Below are 18,647 nucleotides of genomic sequence, written 5' to 3' on the forward strand. Positions count from 1 at the left end.
TCTGTATCCTCTGACCTCAAGAATCTTCGCAAGCCGCGGCGATTTTTTATAGCCTTCATGGTGAGCCTGTCGAACCATGAAGGCGTCGCACGGACAGTGGTGCGGCGCTTCATGGTTCGACAAGCTCACCATGAAGCGTTTTTCCGCCGTTTGGGTTGCGGCCAACGGCTGCGCTGTGTCGCTGTGGTTTGACTTTCCGCGGTAGTTGGTTCGCGCCATTGCAAGTGATCGGCGCGCCGCAAGGTCCTTCGCTTCGCTCAGGACGACAGGATGTGGCTTTATCGTCGTCTTCATGCCGTCACCGACGCCATGTCGTCGATCAGGCCGGCGAGGTCGATGGCCGGCGTGAAGCCGGTGTCGCGACAGAAGCGGGCGTCGCTCACCAGCGGGAAGAGCGCGCCCGGCGGCGCGATGTCGTGCGTGACGAGGAGGTCGGGACGGCGGACTCGGAGCCGGGCGATGATCTCTGGCACCGAGGCAGTGAAGCCGTTGATGTTGTAGGCGCCCGACAGCGGCGGCGTGCACGCCAGCGCCACCAGGCAGGCGGCGGCGGCGTCGCGCACATGCATGAGGTCGATCGGCTGGTCGTGGAAGGCGATGCGGTGCGTGCCGCCGGCCGGCGTCGCGCGCAGCAGGCCCATGAGCCCGGCGGCGGCGCCGTCATACCAGAGGCCCGGCCCCAGCACGAGCGGCAGGCGCAGGCCGGCAATCGGCATGCCGTGCCGCCGGGCGGCGAACGCCGCAGCTTCCTCCGCCAGGTGCTTGGTGAGGCCGTAGACGGTGCGCGGCCGCTTGGCTGCGTCCTCATCGACCCGCGCCGCGCCGTAGTCGCCGGCGGGGCCATAGACCACCGTCGAGCTGGTCCACACGACGCGCTCGACCCCGGCCGCGGCGGCGGCGTCGAGCAGGTGGCGCAAGCCGTCGACGTTCACGGCGAAGGCGCGGTCGGCGTCGCGCTCGCCCGAGCGCATCAGGCCCTCGCGTCCGGCCCCGAAGGCGGCGCAGCAGACCACGGACGCCGGCCGCACCCGCGCCAGCACGGTGCGCACCAGGGCCTGGTCCTCGAGGCTGCCGACGGTCTCGTCGATGCGGCCGGCAAGGTCGGCCAGCAGGTCGCAATCCATCGCCGGTCCGAGCACATGCGGACGATGGCCGGCAGCCAGCAGGGCGCGCACGATGTGCGATCCGACGAAGCCGCGTCCGCCGACGACAACGACGGAAGCGCATGGTGCGTCAGAGGGTGAGGTCGTCACGGATGCAGGCCTTCAGGTGGCCGGGTCGAACGGCGGTGAGGCGGGGAATGTCGCGCGCGCAGTCGGCAAGCGCAAACGGGCAGCGCGTGCGGAACACGCAGCCGGAGGGCGGCGCCGACGGGCTCGGGATCTCGCCCTTCAGGATCAGCCGGTCGCCGCCGCGCTTGCCGCCGCCCGGCGCCGCCTGCAGCAGCGCCAGCGTGTAGGGATGCGCCGGACGGCTGTAGAGGTCGTCGATCGGCGCGATCTCCATCACGCGGCCGAGATACAGCACCATGGCGCGGTCGGAGATCGCCTCGACGACGCTGAGGTCGTGGCTGATGAACATCAGTGCCAGGCCGAACGTCTCCTGCAGGCTCTTCAGCAGGTTGACGACCTCGGCCTGGATCGACACGTCGAGCGCCGACACGGCCTCGTCGGCGACCAGGAAGCGCGGCGCCGTGGCCAGCGCCCGGGCAATCGCGATGCGCTGGCGCTGGCCGCCGGAGAAGGCGCGCGGATAGCGGTCCAGATGCTCGGCGCCGAGGCCGACCTGGGCGAGCAGGGCGGCGGCGCGGTCGCGCGCGGCGGCCCGGCCGAGGCCGTCATGGAAGCGCACGGGCTCGGCCAGCGCCTCGCCCACCGTCATGCGCGGGTTGAGGCTGGCGAACGGGTCCTGGAAGATCATCTGCATGTGGCGCCGGAAGCGCCGCAGCTCGGCCGCCGCCAGCGCCATCAGCTCGGTGCCGTCGAAGGCCACCGTGCCCGTGGTCGGCTCGACCAGGCGCAGCACCAGCCGGCCGAGGGTCGACTTGCCGCAGCCCGATTCGCCCACCACCCCCAGCACCTCGCCGCGGCCGATCTCGAACGAGACGTCCTGGACCGCACGCACCGGCGGGCCCTTGGCCGCGAAATGCTTGGTGATGCCGCGCACGGCCAGCAGCGGCTCTGCCGCCGCGGTCACGGCCCGATCTCCCGCCAACGCACGCAGCGCGCCCGGCGGTCCGGCGCGATCGCCTCGAGCGCCGGGACGGCCTCGATGCAACGCGCCGCGGCATGCGCGCAGCGGGGATGGAAGCGGCAGCCCGACGGCACGGCGAGCGCGCTGGGCATCGTGCCGGGGATCGGCGTCATGCGCCGCCGCTTCTCGCCGCGCTGCTGGCGCGGCACGCAGGCCAGCAGCGCGCGGGTATAGGGATGCGCCGGCGTCGCCAGCACGTCGGCGACCGGCCCTTCCTCGACCACCTGGCTCGCATACATCACCGCGACGCGGTCGGCGACGTCGCCGACCAGGTGCAGGTCGTGCGTCACGAAGATCATGGCCATGCGGCGGCGTGCTTGCAGCGCGCGCAGCAGCGCGATGATCTGGGCCTGGACGGTGACGTCGAGCGCCGTCGTGGGCTCGTCGGCGATCAGCAGGCGCGGCTCGCAGGCCAGCGCGATCGCGATCATGATGCGCTGGCGCATGCCGCCGGAGAGCTGGTGCGGGAAGGCGTCGACCTGGCGCGCCGGGTCGGACAGGCCGACCAGCGCCAGCAGCTCGACCGCCGCCGCCCGCGCCGCGCGGCGCGACAGGCCCTTGTGCAGGCGCAGCGGCTCGGCGATCTGCTCGCCGACCGGGAACACCGGATTGAGGCTCGACATCGGGTCCTGGAAGATCATCGCGATCTCGCTGCCGCGCAGCCGCTCCATGTCCGCGTCCGCCAGCCGTGCCAGGTCGACCCGGTTCCCGTCGCCGCGCGTCAGCCAGATCTCGCCACCGGCGATCTGTGCGCCAGCGCGGCCCAGCAGGCGCATGATCGTGAGGCCGGTCACCGACTTGCCCGAGCCCGACTCGCCGACGATGGCCAGCGTCTCGCCCTCGCGCACGGCGAAGCTGACGCCGTTGACGGCCCGCACCGTGCCGGCATCGGTGGGGAAGAAGGTCTTGAGGTCCTGCACGTCGAGCACCGGCGGCAGGGCGCCGCCGTCATCGGCACGCCCGGCGGGCGGGATGGAAGGGACGTCTTGGACGCGCGGCACCACCACTCTCCCCGGACGCTCGCACCATCCGAGCCGATCGAGGATCCTTTCCGGACGTGCCGCTGCGCACCGTCGCGGCTTTCGTGGTCGGCGTCAAGGCGGCGCGCGCGGTCCTCGTCGGTACATGGGTTGCGCAATTGCGCCAATTCGATTGTGCAGGGAAATCAAGGACGTGGCAGCACCCGTGCGACGCGTGCGGCGATGCCCGAAAACAAGATCGCCGTCGCGAAACGCGTGACAACAACGACAACAATGACTGAAAGTCGCCTGTGCCACGGTTGCCTCCGGGTAGTGCCCGCCGATGGAGGTGCCGTATATGGTGGGGCTGCAGGCGTGCACAACGGAACGAAATCAGGCGTAGCTGCTTTTTCCGTCGTGCCTACTTCGCGAACTCGATTCCGAGTTCCGGAAAAGCCTGCAGCATTCGGGTCATGGCTTCGTTCTGAATCAGGTCCGCTTTGCCCGGGCGGGCCGTGAATCTGAAGCTGACGGTCATTGCACTGTCGGTGACATCGGCAACACCCTGCATCCTGAATGGCTCCATCAGGGCGGCCTTCAGCTCAGGGATATCCATCATGGCCGTGCCGATTCCATCGGCCGCCTGGCGCAGCTTCTCGAGGTCCGTGGCGCGCGAGAATCGCAGCTTGAGCTCGGCTGAGGCCCAGTCCCGGCTGAAATTCGTGATCTGGCCAAGCGTGCCGAACGGGATCGTGTAGACTTGGCCATTCGGGTGACGCAGCCGGATCGAACGAAGCGTGAAGCCCTCCACCGTTCCTTTGGAGCCACCGCACTCGATGTGCTCGCCGACCCGAAAGGCATCCTCGGCCAGGTAGAAGATGCCCGAGACGATGTCGCGTACCAGGGTCTGGCTTCCGAAGGAAAGGGCGAGGCCGAGCACCGACATTCCGGCGAGCAGGGGTGTGGTGTTGACGCCGATGGCTTCCAGCGCGATCAGGCCGGCAACGACGAACAGGATGGCCGCCACGGTGGCGCGCAGCATTGGCATCACCGTGACCAGGCGCGAGCCGATCGACGCGCCGCGCGTCTCGACTCCCCGGGCTCCCGGCTCGCGTTCCGGAAGCCGGTCCAGATAGGAGTCCAGGGCATACTTGAACAGCTCCCAGATCACGAAAGCGGTGAAGAGCGCGATCCCTGCGGTCCTGCAGGCGCGCGTCAGCTGATCCCACGCGCTGGCATCGACCAGCTCGAGCACCTCGACAACCCAGCTCTCCGCGATGATCACGACAACGCCGATCAGGACCGCGATCCGCACGCAGCGGGCGATGACATCAGGCAGCCTGGGCGTCGTGCCGGCGGGCGTGAAGCCGGCCAGTTGCGAGTCGAGCCGTCGCACCAATGCCTGCAGCAAGGTCTCGAACAGGATCAGGCCGACAAGAAGGTTCATCGTCAGAATGACGGCAATCGGCACGTCCATGCGGCCGGAAATGGCCCCGTATGTCTGTGTCGCGGCCAGCGCCAGGACCAGAATCGTCGCGAGCGCCACCCAGTTTCGGCCGATGAACCCGAACAGCGGTGCCGCCTCTCCCAGGCCGGTCAGCCACTGGCGTGCCGCGTCCCGCGATCGCACGAGCATCCACACGAATATCAGGAAAACGATGGGAGACCCGATGACCCGGCAGGCCTGGATGGCTTCCACCGGGGTCTGAAGACCGGCAAGGATGAAATTGCCAAGCCGCAAGACGATCGCCAGCAGGATGATGATCGTAAGCAGGCCGTACATCCGCCGGGCGTCGTCATCGTGCATCTCGCAGAGTCGCGCGGGCGGCAGGCCGGGCCGCAGGACAATGCGGAAGACAAGAATGTACAGTCGCCAATAGACGATGGCGGTCATGACGCCGGCGGCCACTTTGTCCTGGACGGCCGACCCGGAAAACCACAGGCCGACTTCCGCGCGGCCGACCAGCCACAGGGCGACAACGCCGAGACCGTCCAGAAACGCGAGGGCGCCGAGATTGGCCAGCGACCGCAGCCCCCGTTCGGGCACGGCGCCGGCGGCGATCCGGGTCCGCAGGCCACCGCAGATCGTCCGCAGAATTGCCTCGGTGGCCAGCGCCCCGGCGACGGCCAGCACGAGGACCAGAAGGAACTCGCCCGTTCCGCGCCCACCTCTTGCGCGTTCGTCGAGCGCCGCGGGTACAGCGGCAATATGGTGGCCAAGCACGGGCACGGCCTTCACGACCGTTGTCACCTGCTGCACGAAGACAGCAAGCTCGTCCGGGGCTTCCGGCCCGGCATGGCTGAAGGGCCTCGATTTTGGCGTTGTGTCCGGAACGGGCTTGGCAGCAACGCCCTCGGTCTTCAGTTTTTCGACGACGGATTTGCTGATGGCGCTGACGAGCGCATCGAACTGCTCCTGCGTCATGCCGGGAGGCGGTGGCGTCTGTGCCGATGCCACGCCGGCTGTCGTCAGAAGCAACAGGATCGACGCTGCGATTGAACGTAATGCGGTCACGGGCCACCTGTTCCCACATCTTCACGCGCTCGATGCAGACCCTGATCCCGCGATCCGCTCTGTCCGCAGGTTCGGCATCCCGGGTTTCTTCATGTCGTTTCTCCTGCCCCCATGACCTCCGCGGGCGTCAGCGGTCAGGCTGCGCTCCGGCGCCGGTGCCGAACAGCAGCGCGCCCAGCCTGCCCGGACCCAGAGCCCGGTTGATATTTCTGAGCGCGAAGTAAGGCATCAGCGCGAAGAAGAATATCACCGCGACGCAAAGAACGCCCGCCCATCCTCCGCCGCCAATGTACGGAACGCTTGCCTTCAACGCTTCACCTTTGAAGAGCCCGATGATCACATGCTCCACGACGTGGAAGCCGATGAACAGGAGCGCGAAGAGCAGCGAATCTTGAAGGATAGGGTAGATCAGCGGCCGGCGATCCAGCCAGTGCCCCAGATTCAGATCCTCCGCGACCAGCATCACCTTCGCGAGGACGAGCGCATTGATGACCGCAAAGCCGTGCGCTGCGAAGTCGATCTGGCGCTGCTGCAGGACGATTCGCTCGTTGAGGACGAACAGCCCGAACAGGATCCACAGATAGATGAACAGGATGACGAAGCGCCTGACCTCATCGATCGCGCGCGCCTTCAGAGTTCGCCCGTGACCTTCCGGCTGGGTGGATGCCGTATCGTGCCCGTCCATGGAACGCCGCCTCCGGACCGGTGCCTATGCTTGTGCGAGCGCGCGTGCCGCCAGCTCCTCCTCGAGGATCGGCACGCCCATGTTGCAGGTCTGCACGCCCTGAACCACGCAGAGCTTGAGCACTTCCATGATCTCCTCGACGGTGGCCCCTAGCTCGAGTGCCGCCTTGATGTGGCGCCGCGTCCCGGGCGCGTACATGTGGGTATAGGATGCGTCGAAAGCGATGCTCAGAAGCTCGATTTCCTTGGGCGTGAGCACTGAGCTCGCGTATATGCCGACACCCGTCGCCATGAACGCGTCGGTCCAGACGGGGTCGAGCACGACGAACGGATCCCAGGCCGTGTTCCATTGGCCTACCGCCCGCATCCTGTCGCATGCCGGCGTCGGCGCCGCAGGCTTCGTTGCCGCCCTCACGCCTGTCGCAGCCGCCTCTTCGAGCAGGACCGGCGCGCCGAGGCTGCACGAGTGGATGGCCATCACCGATCCCATCTTCAGGACCATGACGATCTCTTCGCGCGTCGCGCCGGCTTCGAGCGCGGCGCGGATATGGCGTCGCGTCCCGTCCGGGTTGAGGTTGGTGCAGGCCGCGTTCAGGGCGATGCCGATCAGCTCGATGAACTTGCGGGGCAGGACCCCGCTGGTCCACGGATTGGTCGTCATGCCGACGCAGATGGCGCTCCATGCCGGATCCCAGCTGCGCAGCTGATCGAGCGCTGCATCCCACGGCCCGGTTTCCGAACCCGTCGGCATGCTGTTCCTCCCCCGTCGCCAGTGCGCTCATGACGTTCGGATCGCCGGCTGCGGCGCCGCCGATACGAGCGTCGCCGGTGCCACGAAGGCTACAGGATGCTGGTGGGACTGGTCCGTGCGTCCGCCGCCTTGGGCAAACGCCCGTCGGTAGCATAGGTGAGGAACCCCTTGTAACCTTCCGGCCGGTTCGGCGGCAGCGCAAGGTTGTAGAGCGTTTCCTCGACAGTGTCGTACCATTCGCCGATTTTCATCATCTTGCGCGCCTCGTCGGCCGTCGCGACCTTGCGGCCGAACTGCTCGGCCATTTTCACGGCCCACTCGACCTGCCTGACCGACTCCCAGCGCTGCTTGCGCGCGTCCCAGAGATTGTCCTCGTTGCCGACACGCACATGAGCGCCAAGAATGAGCGCCAGGTTCTGGATCGCGATGTTGCCGCGCATGCTGCTCCAGAAGGTCACGGTGCTCGACCCGTGCGGCGTGCGGCGCAGCATCTCCATCCAGTCGAACGGATTGCGGCCCATCGAGCCACCGCCGTAGCCACAGAGGGCCACGTTCAGCGGTCCCATGTACACACCCCTGCGGATCAGCCGCTCGATGATCTCAAGCTGATGGACATGGCCGGGAACGAAGTAGGGCTGGATCCGGTTCGCGCGCAGCCGCTTCAGGTGCTCCACATAGAACTTGGATGTCGAGTCGACGACCATGTCGGCCCAGGCGGCCTGCACCTTGGGGTCGTCCAGGTGCGTTCCCTTGGCATCGTCCGGCACGAAGGCTTGCGTGACGTCCCAGAGCGTCGTGCCTGTTGTCACCGTGACGCAGTCGGGCTTGGGATCGAGCTCCGTGAGCATGTGCCGGGTGTCGTAGTCGAGCCATTTGGCTTTGGCATCTTCCGTATGCGGGGCAAACGAGATGGAGCCTCCCACCTGCAGGATCATCTCCGGCACCGCCTGCCGCAGGCGGCCGATGAAATAGTTGTATTCCTCGAAATTGCTCGAGCCCTGGCCGGTCTTGGGATCGCGCACATGGACGTGCAGCATCGTGGCGCCCGCGTTGTAGCAATCGACCGCACGCTGCACCTGCTCGTCCCAGCTGACCGGAATATCCGCATCTCCCGGAAGCCATTCCGGCCCGAACGGTGCCGCCGTGATCATCAGCGGTTGCATGTTTTCAGGAAAGAGCGAGTCGTCGGTGAAGTACATAAGTAGCCTCCAGTTGCTGGTCGACCAAGTCTGATCACGGCCCAATACGGACGAGGCGTCGCGTTCTGAGGCGGCACCGCGAATGCGAGCCGGTGCAGGAAAGTCGCTGTCAGGCTGCCTTCATTGCCGCGACGGCAGCGGCACCTACCAAGCTTCTGACTCGGGCAGATTCGCAGGTCATCGTGGCCCTGCTTGTCGCGTTCCTGGATAATTCCGCCAGGGCCAGGCCGCTTGTTTATTTGCGACAAAGTGACGATGATGGGTGCATGAGCGGCTCGCTCTTGGCGTGGTGCGATGCTGCGTGAGCGGGCTCATACGCGGGGGGAGCGCGTGGAAGGGCGACAGCGGGTCGGGGCACTGGCCGGGATCCCCGTGATTCTTGACGAGATGGGCAAGGAGGCGGCGGCAGTGATCGCCCGCGCCGGGATTAATCCTGATGTCTTGCGGAATCCCGAGAACTTCCTGTCATTCACCGAGGTCGGAAGACTTTTGCAGGCCTGCGTGACGGCGACGGATTGTCAGCATTTCGGATTTCTTGTCGGTCGGCGATCGACGACTGCCAGCCTTGGACTCGTGGGCCGGCTGATGCGGAATGCGCCGACGCTTGGACAGGCGATCCGGGATATATGCGTTAATCAGAAGTATTATGTGCAGGGTGCCGTCACGTATCTCGCGCTACAAGGCGAGACCGCCTTCTGGGGATACGCTGTCTACTTTCAGGGCATGCAGGCCAGGGAGCAGCTCGTTGACGGCGCGACCGCCGTGGGCGTCAGCATGTTCAGGGAGCTGTCGGGCGTGTCACCCGATGCGGTGCTGAGCTTGCGTCAACCGCCCAGAGATGTTGAACCATATCGGCAGTTCTACGGGTACGTGCCGCAGTTCGGCGCGGAGCAGAACGCGATCGTGTTCCCGGCTCGGTTGCTTGCCGCGCCCGTTCAGGGGGCGGATCGCCAGCTGAGACGGATCCTGGAAGCGTCGGTGGCGAAATACTGGGCAGCCAAGAAGCCAAGCGTCTCAGAGCAGGCCATCCGGCTTCTTCGCGCCGCGATCATATTCGACCGCGCCTCGCTGGAAGAGGTCGCGGGTGATCTCGGCATGCAGGCCCGGACGGTGAACCGTCGTCTGAAGGAAGAGGGCACGACCTTCCGTGACCTGCTGAACAAGGCACGCTTCGACGTTGCCCGCGAGATGCTCATGGGCACGAGAATGCCGGTCACGGATGTTGCGCTCGCCATGGGGTACGCGGACGCAAGCACCTTCAACCACGCATTCCAGCGATGGGCCGGCATGGCGCCGAGCGAGTGGCGAGGGCACCCTGAGGTGAAGCAGTTGTAGCGCGCGTTTCTAGCGTTTCCGATAATGACGAACAATGATCTCGTCGGACCGGTCGCCCCAGTCAAACTCCGCCTCTCCTCCAGGAGCGTATGAAGGCGCGGCACGGAGCTGGTCCTCCGTGACGTCCAGCTCATAGGCACCTGATTGCAGATTATACTTGAGAGACGCCCATGGAATGGGAATGTGCTTTTGGGCGAAGCCGAGGAAGCCGCCGAAGCTCAGGACTGCGTAGGCAACGTTGCCTGACACCTTGTCGATCATGAGCCGCTGGATCTCGCCGATCTTCTCGCCAGTTGGTCGGCAAACCGGGGTTCCCTCCACACGATCGCTAGCGATCAAGCTATGGGCCATGGCGCACCTCTATCATGCTGCCTGACGATACCATGGCTCATCATCCGTGGTAAGAAACCCTCGACAAACGGCCGGCACCCTGAACGGACGGCTCTGGTGCCTGGAATCACCGGGCGCTGATACATCCGTCATCCCGAGAGTGTGTGATTTGATCTTCCCCCGGAGGGGGAAGGTGGCGCGAAGCGCCGGAAGGGGGATGTTGCAACGGATTCGATGTAGCTGATGGACACTGAATCCGTTCGAACATCCCCCATCCGCCTCTGACGTTTCGACGCGACAGCGTCGAAACGTCATTTCGGGGCACCTTCCCCCTCCGGGCAGGGCATTCGCATATGGATGGAAGCCGTCGGTTTTCGACTACCTTCCCCCGCTCGCGGGGGAAGGTGGCGCGAAGCGCCGGATGGGGGATGCTTCAACGCAAATGGTGTATCCCATCGAGCATCCGCGTCGTTGCAACGCCCCCCATCCGCCCTTCGGGCACCTTCCCCCGCAAGCGGGGGAAGGTAGAGGGCATCGTTGAGATTCGGCGGCCCGACGCCATATGCGAATGCCCTGCCCCTCCGGGGGAAGGATTAAATCACAAGCTCCGAGCGCAGCGAGGGATCTCCTGCAAGCGACGCATGGTGCGCCATTCGCGGGAGATCCCTCTCCTGAGCCTGTCGAAGGGGCGCTCGGGATGACAGTGGGGATGCCCTTCGATCGGAATATGCTTTAGCAGTCGGCCGCTTGCATCAGCGGCCAGGACGCGTCCTGCCTGGAGATGCGCGTGACCGGCAGCGGCCACGTGATCGCCAGCCGGGGATCGTCGTGGCGCAGGCCGCGGGCGGCTGCCGGCGTGTAGGGCGCCGACACCAGGTAGTTGACCTCGGTGTCGTCCAGCAGCGTCTGGAAGCCGTGCGCGAAGCCGGCGGGCGCGTAGAGCATGCGGAACGAGGCCGGCGTCAGCTCGACGCCGATCCACCTGCCGAATGTCGGCGAGCCTTGCCGCACGTCCACGATCACGTCCCAGATCGCGCCGCGCACGCAGCGCAGCAGCTTGATCTCCTCGTGTGGCGCGACCTGGTAGTGCATGCCGCGCAGCGTGCCGCGCGTCGGATTGACCGAGACGTTGCCCTGCACGAGGTCGCCGGGCAGCCCCTGGCGCGCGAGCTCCTCGCGGCAGAACGAGCGGGCGAAATGGCCGCGCTCGTCGCTGTAGCGCTCGAGCTCGACGACATAGGCGCCGGACAGCGCCGTCTCATGAAAAATCATGGGGCCGCCAGTAGAAGTCGGAATCGATCTGTCGCGTGTCGAGCAGCCGCTGCAGCTCGCGCAGCCGCGTGAAGGGCGCCGCGTTGAACGTCTGCTCCGGCATGGCGATGTGCTCGAACAGGGACCGCATCTGGCGCGCCCCGCGCGGCGCCGTCCACCGGCAGCGGAAGCCCGGCAGCACGCTGTGGATCTTGTCGAACGAGACGCGATAGCTGCGGTTGTCGCCGGCGTTGCTGCCGAGCTCGATCCTGCAGTCGGGGAACGCCTCGCCGATGGCGGCCGCGATCTCGCGGACGCGATAGTTGTTGGCGTTGTCGCCGACATTGAAGATCTGGCCGGCGACAATGGCGCGCGGCGCCTCCAGGGTGGCGGCGATGGCGCCGCAGATATCCTGCACGTGGACCAGCGGGCGCCACGGCGTGCCGTCGCTGGTCATCGCGATCCGGCCGGTCGTCCAGGCCAGCCCGGCGAGGTTGTTCAGCACGATGTCGAAGCGGATGCGCGGCGAGGCGCCGAACGCCGTCGCGTTGCGCAGGAATGTTGGGCTGAAATCGTCGTCGGCCAGGGCCTGCACGTCGCGCTCGACCAGCACCTTGCAATGCGCGTACGCGGTCTGGGGATCGGGCTCGGCGGCCTCGGTCTTGGTGCTGTCGCCGGCGGCGCCATAGACGCTGCAGGAGGAGGCGTACACGAAGCGCGACACGCCGGCTTGCTTGGCGGCCCGTGCCAGCGCCACCGAGCCGAGATGGTTGATGGCGTAGGTCTTCTGCGGATCGTGCTGGCAGAGCGGGTCGTTGGACAGCTCGGCCAGGTGCACGACGGCGTCGAAGTCCTCGAGGTCGCGCGCCGCCAGGCTGCGCACGTCGCGGGTCAGGGTCGCGGGCCGGTCCTTGCCGTCATGGTACAGCAGGCCGGCGCGGTAGTAGCCGGTGTCGAGGCCGACCACGTCGAAGCCGCGGTCGAGCAGCACCGGCGTCAGCACCGAGCCGATGAAGCCGTCGGCGCCGGTCACCAGCACGCGCAGCGGCGCCCGCATCGCCGCGGCGGCCGGCGCGCGGGCGGCCGCCTGCGGGATCACCAGATTTTCCATTGTGCGTTTCCGTTCTCCCAGTGGTCCTGCAGCAGGTGCTTGTCGCGCAGCGTGTCCATGTTCTGCCAGAAGCCGCGATGGCGGTAGGCGGCCAGGCGGCCCTCGCCGGCCAGCGCCTCCAGGGGCTCGCGCTCCCACGACGTGTCGTCGCCGGCGATGTAGTCGAGCGCTTCCGGCTCGACCACGAAGTAGCCGCCGTTGATGAAGCCGCCGTCATCGTTGGATTTTTCGCGGAAGCCGGCGACGCGGTCGGCGCCTTGCTCCAGGCTCAGCGCCCCGAAGCGGCCGGGCTGGCGCACCGCCGACACCGTCACCAGGGCGCTGGAGCTGCGGTGGAAGTCGATCAGCTCGCCGATGTTGATGTCGGAAACGCCGTCGCCGTAGGTGAGGCAGAACGTCTCGTCGCCGAGATACTGCCGCACGCGCTTGATGCGGCCGCCCGTCATCGTCTTCTCGCCGGTGTCCACCAGCGTCACCCGCCAGGGCTCGACGCCGTTGCGGTGGGTGTGCATGGCGTTGTCATGCAGGTCGAACGTCACATCGGCGCGCGCCAGGATGTAGTCGCGGAAGTACTGCTTGATCAGGTTGCCCTTGTAGCCGCAGCAGATCACGAAGTCGTTGAGGCCATGGGCCGAGTAGATCTTCATGATGTGCCACAGGATCGGATGGCCGCCGATCTCGACCAGCGGCTTGGGCCTGATGGCGCTTTCCTCGCTGATGCGGGTGCCGTAGCCGCCCGCCAAGATGACCACCTTCATGTCGCGGCTTCCGCACCGTCGATGTCGCAGTAAGATTACGGTCAGGTATGCCCTCCGCCGAGTGACCAAGTTGTGGCGCTTGCATGCACTATTGCGTGCACGCCCGCCGGCTGGCACTGCTGGAAGGCGGCACTGACGCTCGAGACACATCGCGAGGGCATCTGCTTGGCGGACGCAGCCGGCGTGGAAACGATCGAGGCGCGCTCCGCTGCACCTGCATCGGCGGAAAGCGCCGCTGCCGACCGGCGCCGGATCGCCGTGAACTTTCTCGCCGTGAGCCTCAGCAGCGGGCTTGCGGTGCTGATCGGCATCCTCACGACGGCCTATAGCCGCCGCATGCTCGGGCCGGTCGTCATCGGCCAGGTCAACTGGAATGCCGCCGTGCTGGCCCATGTCGGGCTGATCGCCAATCCCGGGCTGCAGATCGTCGGTCAGCGCGACATCGCGGCCGACCGCACGCGCACGGCGACGCTGGCATCGCTGATCCTCAGCCTGCAGGCGGTGCTGGCGGTGGTCGCCTACGGCGTCGTGGTGCTGATCGCGGTCGTCAATCCCCGCGGCGCGCAGGTGAGCCTGCTGCTCCTGCTTCAGGGCGTCACGCTGCTGGCCGGCGCCGGCAGCGTGGCCTGGGTGCTGCAGGCGCACGAGCGCATGGTGGCGCCCTCGATCGCGTCGCTGGTGATCAGCCTGCTGCAGATCCCGGTGCTGATCGCGATCATTCACGGCCCCGAGGACGTCTTCGCCTTCGTGCTCTACACGGTGCCGTTCGTCGTGGCGCTCACGGCCTACAATTTCTGGTACATTAACCGCCATGGCGTGCTGCGGCTGGGCGCGCTGCGCTGGCGGCTCGCCGGCGCCAGGCGGCTGCTGGCGGAGGCCTGGCCGCTGGCGCTGTCGCAAGGCGCGGTGCTGCTCATCTACAATTGCGGCGCCATCATCCTGGGCTTCACCCATGACGACGCCGAGGTCGGCCTGTACACGACGGCCTACAAGCTGATGATGGTCTCGACCGTGATCAGCGGCGCGATGCTGACCGCCTACTTCCCCGTGCTGGCGCGGGCGCGCGGCGGCCCGCCCGGCGAAGCCGCGCGTGTCGCGCGCGAGTTCATGACGCTGCTGGCGTGGATGGGCCTGCCGGTCGCGGCCCTGGGCTGGGCCTGCGGCCGGCATGTCAACGACCTGATGTTCGGCAGCGACTTCGTCCGCGGCGGGCCTTACTTCGAATGGCTGTGCCTCAATATCGGCCTGGTGTTCGTCAATATCGGCATCGGCACGCCGCTGCTGGCATGGGGCTACCAGAAGCTGCACTTCAAGATCACGGCCATCGCCGGCATCGCCAACCTGGCGCTCAACCTGATCCTCATACCCTCACACGGCGGCTGGGGCGCGATCGCCGCGACGCTGGCGGCGGAGCTCATGGCTCTGGTGATGATCCTGGTCATGCGCCAGCGGCTCGATATCGGCCGGCATCCGATCGTCTCGGTCGTCGCGCCGCCGCTGCTGTGCGCGGCGGCGGTGGCATTGGCGATCGTCATGCTGCCGCCGGCGCTGGACCGCTACTGGTGGGCCGAGCTTGCGCTGGGCACGGTGGTGCTTGGCGGCTGCGTCCTCGTCTTCGAGCGCCGCATCGCCACGGCGGCGCTGTCGCTGCTGAAGCGTGCCGCGTAGGCTGTCCGACAGCTATCGCAGGACGACGCGGACGAAGAAATAGGCGGTGCGTGCCAGCACCGCCGGCGCGAGGCTGCAGCGGAACGCCTCGGTGAGCTGCCGCCATGCCGTGGCGTGATCGCCTTTCTGCCACAGCCGGCGCGCGCGGCGCACGGCGCGGACCGCGGCCGCCTTGCGCGCCGCGCGCCGCACCGCGCGGGCCCGCTCCGGCGGCATGTCGGCGCAGGAGATCTCGATCGACCGCCGCTCGTCGGCGACGTTCTCGCCGGTGCGCATGAGGCGGCTGCTGTCGGCAGCCTCGTGCAGGCGATAGCAGGCAAGCAGCTCGGGGTCGTAGAAGATGGGCTTGCGGATCGCGATGCGCTTCCACATGTCCCAGTCCAGGCAGTGGGTGAGGGACGATCGGAACCCGCCCAGCTCCTCGTAGGTGGCGCGCCGCACGACGATGGACACGAACTGGATGAGCTGATCCACGAGCTGGCGGTCGACGAAGCCGGGGCCCAGGACGGCGGGCTGCCGCGATTCCACGTCGGTCAGGCCCAGCCATTGGCCGTCCTCGTCGGTGTAGACGGTGCGGCACAACGCGGCGCCGACATCCGGGTTCGCCGTGATGCCCTGCCGGGCGCGGGCGTAGAATCCCGGTCGCACCGTGTCGTCGCCGTGCAGGATATGGACCCAGTGCCCGCGGGCGCGCCGGATGCAGGTGTTGAAGTTCTCGACGATGCCGAGATTGCTCGGCTGGCGGTGGAACTGGATGCGGCCGCGCCCGATCTCCTGGACCAGGGCTTCGGGATCGCCCACTGTCGAGCAGTTGTCGACCACCTCGATCTGCATCTCGCCGGTGCCGGGGTCCTGGCACAGGACGCTTTCCAGGGTTTCCCGCAGGTAATTGGCGGGGCAGTTGTAGATCGGGATCATCACCGACCAGAACGGGCGGGGACCGTCGTCCCGCAGCGTCTCGATCGTAGGCGGGGACAGGCTGGTCGCCGGCAGCGGCGGGACGAGGGTGATGGTGGTCGTCGGTGGTGTGAGGACGCCACTTCCGGGATCACGCAGGCGGTGGGCTTCGCCCATGGTTTCCACCTCGATGCCTTTTGTCAGGCAATGTTCCGTACGCTGGGCACTGGCACCGCGACACTACCAGAATGTTGCATGCATCTGCTTGCGGGCGGCGGTGACCAAGCTGTGGCTCGTCCGGCTAATGCTGGGAATCGCAGGTCGCTGATACCTCCGTCATCCCGAGCGCAACGAGGGATCTCCCGCGAATGGCGCACCGTGCGTCCCACGCGGGAGATCCCTCGCTGCGCTCGGGATGACAGGAGTGATGCCATTCGATCGGAGCATGCTCTAGGCAACCGCGGCGATGCTGCCGGCGAACACGGCGTCCTGCTCCTGGCGCAGTCGGTCGATCAGCCGGCCGGCCGGCACCTCGACATCGGCGTAGCGCAGCACCTGGTCCTTGGCGATGCCGCGCCGCAGCCGGCAGCCCGGCGCGACGGCCATCGGCAGCAGGCGCTCGCGGCGCACGACATCGGCATTTTCGCACTGGCCGTATGTCATGTAGTGGCCGAGGTCATCCAGCATGTCGCCGGCCTTCAGGTCGGTCTTGGCGGTGGCGATCACCTCGACGCTGGGCGCGCCGGCCGGCGCGATGGCGGCGTCGCCGAACAGCACCGCGCGGGCGATCGTGTTGGGAACCTCGAAATGGCACAGGTGACAGGGCGTGTGGAAACAGTAGAGCGGCCCTTCGCCCAGCTTGTAGAGGTTGAGGTAGTGGCGCTGCGCCGGGTGCTCGATCGTGCCCAGCACGAACACGCCGGGGCCGGGCGCGGCGCCCACGACATAGTCGACGATGCCCGGGCCGTTGACGAAGGCCTCGGCGGGCAGCGATTTCACCGCTTCGTCGATCGGCGTGCCGGCGGCCACGGTCGGCCCGAACATGCCGCGCCGGCCGACCCGCATGCCCGTGGCGTTGGCGATGACGGCCTGCTCGAACGAGACCTTCGTGCCGTCGGCGAACGACGTCACCATGTGGGCCTTCTGCCCCCACCGCCGGGCAAAGCCCTCCTGGGTCGTGGGGTTGCGGTAGGGGTCGTGCAGTCCCTTGATGTTGCCGCACAGCACGGGCCGCACGCCGATGCCGCAGACGAACCGGTAGAGGTTCATCGTGACGCCGGGCTGGTCGCCGTCGACATTGGTGTAGACCACGCCGGCGGCGTCGGCGCGCTGCTTCAGCAGCGGCCCGACCGTGCCGTCGAGCTCGGCATTCATCAGGATGGCATGCTTGCCGTTCTCGATCGCGGCGCTCACGACGGCGGCGGCGTAGTCGATCGACCCGGTGACCTCAAGAATGGCGTCGATGCCGTCGGCGGCGCAGAGCAGCCGCCAGTCCTCGGTGATGGCCGGCTGGCCGGCTGCCATGGCGGCCTGCAGCGCGCCGGCGGTCTCGACATGGCGTATGTCGCTCTGCCCGGCTTCGACAAAAGCCTGCCGCGCCGGCTCGAGCCGGCGGTGCGCGATCGCGGCCAGCCGCATGCCGGGGACGGCAGTGGCGATCTGCAGCGCCACCCCGCGGCCCATGAAGCCGGCGCCGACCATGCCGACGCGCAGCGGCCGCCCGGCCTGGGCCCGCGCGCGCAATGCCTTGTCCACGATGATCATGCCGGCATCATGCCAGAGCGGTTATCGCAACACCGTGACATATCAGTGGTCGGCCGGGCCGCGGCGCTCCAGCGCCGCTCATGCGGTCCGGCGCTGTGCGCCGGATGCGGCGCTGGAGCGCCGCGGCCCGACCGGTCCCGAACTGAAAGAAGCGCGCCGCCGGTGCCGGCGGCCGGTCGTCAGCGCCGCCCGGTGGAGCCGTAGTTCACGCCCGGCGCGCGCAGCAGCGGGTTCTCGGCGCCGGCGCCCCAGATCGCGATGCCCTGGGCCAGCAGGCCGCCATCGACCTTGACCGTCTCGCCGGTGACGAAGCGCGCGTCGTCCGAGCACAGGAACGCCGCGACCGTCGCGATGTGCCTGCCTTCGCCGCGCTCCGGCCATGGCTGGCGCCTGAACTGCGCCTCGAACTTCTCGGGCTTGCCGCGATGGAGCAGGGGCGTCGAGATGACGCCCGGCGCGATGGCGTTGACGCGGATGCGGTGTGGCGCCAGCTCGGTGGCCACGTTCTGGGTCAGGCTGATGACGGCGGCCTTGGCGGCGGAATAGGCGTGCGAGCCGGCGCCGCCGACGATGCCGGCGACCGACGCCGTGCTCAGGATCGCGCCGCCGCGGTCATGGCGCCGCATGGCCTGCGACGCGTGCTTCATTCCCAGGAACACGCTGCGCACCAGCACCGCGAAGGTGTAGTCCCAGCCCTCGACCGTGGTCTCGCCGATCGGGCCGAAGGCGCCGCCGACGCCGGCGTTCAGGTAGGTGATGTCGAGCGTGCCGAAGGTCCGCTCCGCCGCCGCGACCATGGCGGCCACCTCGGCTTCCTCGGCGACGTCGCAGCGCACGAACGCGGCACGGTCGGCATGGCCCTGCGCCTTGGCCAGCGCCACCGTCTGGCGGCCATTGTCCTCGTTGATGTCGGCGACCATGACGCGCGCGCCCTCGTCGAGGAAATGCAGCACCGTGTCACGGCCCATGCCGCTGCCGCCGCCGGTGATGATCGCAACCTTGTCCTGCAGGCGCCCCGCCATGTCCTTCTCCGTATGAACAGCCATTCACATGGAGCGTCGCGCAGGGCGGAGAGGCACGCAAGTGTTTTGCTGTTTCGGACCGCGGGCGTCCACGCCCGCATCGGCGCGTTAGCGCCGACCATCTTCGCTCTGCGCTTCGCTTCGAGCGAA

General features: G+C 67.6%; 17 protein-coding genes. 3 read left to right on the plus strand and 14 right to left on the minus strand.

Annotation, left to right across the window (positions count from 1 at the left end; genetic code table 11):
* Positions 1–290 precede the first annotated feature (290 nt).
* From FHP25_RS11210 to FHP25_RS11220, 3 genes are read right to left on the minus strand one after another with little or no spacing between them, the layout of a single operon-like run.
* Positions 291–1,253: an NAD-dependent epimerase/dehydratase family protein gene (locus tag FHP25_RS11210; RefSeq protein ID WP_147847012.1), complete on the minus strand. Its 963-nt coding sequence runs from the start codon at positions 1,251–1,253 to the stop codon at positions 291–293.
* Entirely contained in the window at positions 1,234–2,196 is a 963-nt protein-coding gene (locus tag FHP25_RS11215) for an ABC transporter ATP-binding protein (protein ID WP_178133458.1), read from the minus strand. Before FHP25_RS11215 ends, FHP25_RS11210 begins: the two co-directional genes overlap by 20 nt.
* Positions 2,193–3,191, minus strand: a complete 999-nt coding sequence (locus FHP25_RS11220; RefSeq protein WP_147847087.1) for an ABC transporter ATP-binding protein — start codon at positions 3,189–3,191, stop codon at positions 2,193–2,195. Before FHP25_RS11220 ends, FHP25_RS11215 begins: the two co-directional genes overlap by 4 nt.
* Positions 3,192–3,310: 119 nt before the next feature.
* Between FHP25_RS11220 and FHP25_RS11225 the strand changes: the two genes are divergently transcribed.
* Entirely contained in the window at positions 3,311–3,514 is a 204-nt protein-coding gene (locus tag FHP25_RS11225) for a hypothetical protein (protein ID WP_147847013.1), read from the plus strand.
* A gap of 119 nt (positions 3,515–3,633) precedes the next feature.
* Here FHP25_RS11225 and FHP25_RS11230 read toward each other — a convergent pair whose 3' ends face one another.
* The 4 genes from FHP25_RS11230 to FHP25_RS11245 form a co-directional block, all read right to left on the minus strand.
* The gene (locus FHP25_RS11230; RefSeq protein ID WP_178133459.1) at positions 3,634–5,727 is read right to left on the minus strand and encodes a mechanosensitive ion channel family protein; all 2,094 of its coding nucleotides are present in this window, start codon (positions 5,725–5,727) and stop codon (positions 3,634–3,636) included.
* A 127-nt stretch (positions 5,728–5,854) separates the two neighbouring features.
* Positions 5,855–6,412, minus strand: a complete 558-nt coding sequence (locus tag FHP25_RS11235; RefSeq protein ID WP_147847015.1) for a hypothetical protein — start codon at positions 6,410–6,412, stop codon at positions 5,855–5,857.
* Between the two features lie 24 nt (positions 6,413–6,436).
* Positions 6,437–7,162, minus strand: coding sequence for a carboxymuconolactone decarboxylase family protein (locus FHP25_RS11240; RefSeq protein ID WP_147847016.1), 726 nt, complete (start codon positions 7,160–7,162; stop codon positions 6,437–6,439).
* A gap of 89 nt (positions 7,163–7,251) precedes the next feature.
* Complete coding sequence (locus tag FHP25_RS11245; protein WP_218578325.1) at positions 7,252–8,406, minus strand: BKACE family enzyme; 1,155 nt, start codon at positions 8,404–8,406, stop codon at positions 7,252–7,254.
* A gap of 327 nt (positions 8,407–8,733) precedes the next feature.
* Between FHP25_RS11245 and FHP25_RS11250 the strand changes: the two genes are divergently transcribed.
* Entirely contained in the window at positions 8,734–9,696 is a 963-nt protein-coding gene (locus FHP25_RS11250) for an AraC family transcriptional regulator (RefSeq protein ID WP_218578326.1), read from the plus strand.
* 9 nt (positions 9,697–9,705) lie between these two features.
* Here the strand turns inward: FHP25_RS11250 and FHP25_RS11255 are convergent, their stop codons facing one another.
* The 4 genes from FHP25_RS11255 to rfbF form a co-directional block, all read right to left on the minus strand.
* On the minus strand, positions 9,706–10,047 hold the full coding sequence (locus FHP25_RS11255) for a PRC-barrel domain-containing protein (RefSeq protein WP_147847018.1): 342 nt from the start codon (positions 10,045–10,047) through the stop codon (positions 9,706–9,708).
* Positions 10,048–10,758: 711 nt separating this feature from the next.
* The gene (rfbC, locus tag FHP25_RS11260) at positions 10,759–11,298 is read right to left on the minus strand and encodes a dTDP-4-dehydrorhamnose 3,5-epimerase (protein ID WP_147847019.1); all 540 of its coding nucleotides are present in this window, start codon (positions 11,296–11,298) and stop codon (positions 10,759–10,761) included.
* Complete coding sequence (locus tag FHP25_RS11265) at positions 11,285–12,388, minus strand: NAD-dependent epimerase/dehydratase family protein (RefSeq protein WP_231712289.1); 1,104 nt, start codon at positions 12,386–12,388, stop codon at positions 11,285–11,287. The genes rfbC and FHP25_RS11265 overlap by 14 nt, the downstream gene beginning before the upstream one ends.
* Positions 12,373–13,146 (minus strand): glucose-1-phosphate cytidylyltransferase, encoded by a 774-nt coding sequence (gene rfbF / locus FHP25_RS11270; protein WP_147847020.1) that lies wholly within the window; start codon positions 13,144–13,146, stop codon positions 12,373–12,375. Before rfbF ends, FHP25_RS11265 begins: the two co-directional genes overlap by 16 nt.
* Before the next feature lie 165 nt (positions 13,147–13,311).
* Between rfbF and FHP25_RS11275 the strand changes: the two genes are divergently transcribed.
* On the plus strand, positions 13,312–14,814 hold the full coding sequence (locus FHP25_RS11275; protein ID WP_178133461.1) for a flippase: 1,503 nt from the start codon (positions 13,312–13,314) through the stop codon (positions 14,812–14,814).
* 12 nt (positions 14,815–14,826) lie between these two features.
* Here the strand turns inward: FHP25_RS11275 and FHP25_RS11280 are convergent, their stop codons facing one another.
* From FHP25_RS11280 to FHP25_RS11290, 3 genes are all read right to left on the minus strand, one after another.
* Complete coding sequence (locus FHP25_RS11280) at positions 14,827–15,888, minus strand: glycosyltransferase (protein WP_147847022.1); 1,062 nt, start codon at positions 15,886–15,888, stop codon at positions 14,827–14,829.
* A gap of 273 nt (positions 15,889–16,161) precedes the next feature.
* Positions 16,162–17,475 (minus strand): NAD(P)H-dependent oxidoreductase, encoded by a 1,314-nt coding sequence (locus FHP25_RS11285; protein ID WP_147847023.1) that lies wholly within the window; start codon positions 17,473–17,475, stop codon positions 16,162–16,164.
* A gap of 179 nt (positions 17,476–17,654) precedes the next feature.
* Positions 17,655–18,497, minus strand: coding sequence for an SDR family NAD(P)-dependent oxidoreductase (locus FHP25_RS11290; RefSeq protein WP_147847024.1), 843 nt, complete (start codon positions 18,495–18,497; stop codon positions 17,655–17,657).
* Positions 18,498–18,647 lie beyond the last annotated feature (150 nt).

This window comes from Vineibacter terrae, from assembly GCF_008039615.1.
GTDB lineage: Bacteria > Pseudomonadota > Alphaproteobacteria > Reyranellales > Reyranellaceae > Vineibacter > Vineibacter terrae.

Bases quoted from the DNA above. Each gene is read 5' to 3' on its own strand.
- FHP25_RS11265 (WP_231712289.1), bottom strand. From the start codon at position 12,388: ATGGAAAATCTGGTGATCCCGCAGGCGGCCGCCCGCGCGCCGGCCGCC.
- FHP25_RS11240 (WP_147847016.1), bottom strand. From the start codon at position 7,162: ATGCCGACGGGTTCGGAAACCGGGCCGTGGGATGCAGCGCTCGATCAG.
- FHP25_RS11280 (WP_147847022.1), bottom strand. From the start codon at position 15,888: ATGGGCGAAGCCCACCGCCTGCGTGATCCCGGAAGTGGCGTCCTCACA.
- FHP25_RS11235 (WP_147847015.1), bottom strand. From the start codon at position 6,412: ATGGACGGGCACGATACGGCATCCACCCAGCCGGAAGGTCACGGGCGA.
- FHP25_RS11290 (WP_147847024.1), bottom strand. From the start codon at position 18,497: ATGGCGGGGCGCCTGCAGGACAAGGTTGCGATCATCACCGGCGGCGGC.
- FHP25_RS11285 (WP_147847023.1), bottom strand. From the start codon at position 17,475: ATGATCATCGTGGACAAGGCATTGCGCGCGCGGGCCCAGGCCGGGCGG.
- rfbC (WP_147847019.1), bottom strand. From the start codon at position 11,298: ATGATTTTTCATGAGACGGCGCTGTCCGGCGCCTATGTCGTCGAGCTC.
- FHP25_RS11255 (WP_147847018.1), bottom strand. From the start codon at position 10,047: ATGGCCCATAGCTTGATCGCTAGCGATCGTGTGGAGGGAACCCCGGTT.
- rfbF (WP_147847020.1), bottom strand. From the start codon at position 13,146: ATGAAGGTGGTCATCTTGGCGGGCGGCTACGGCACCCGCATCAGCGAG.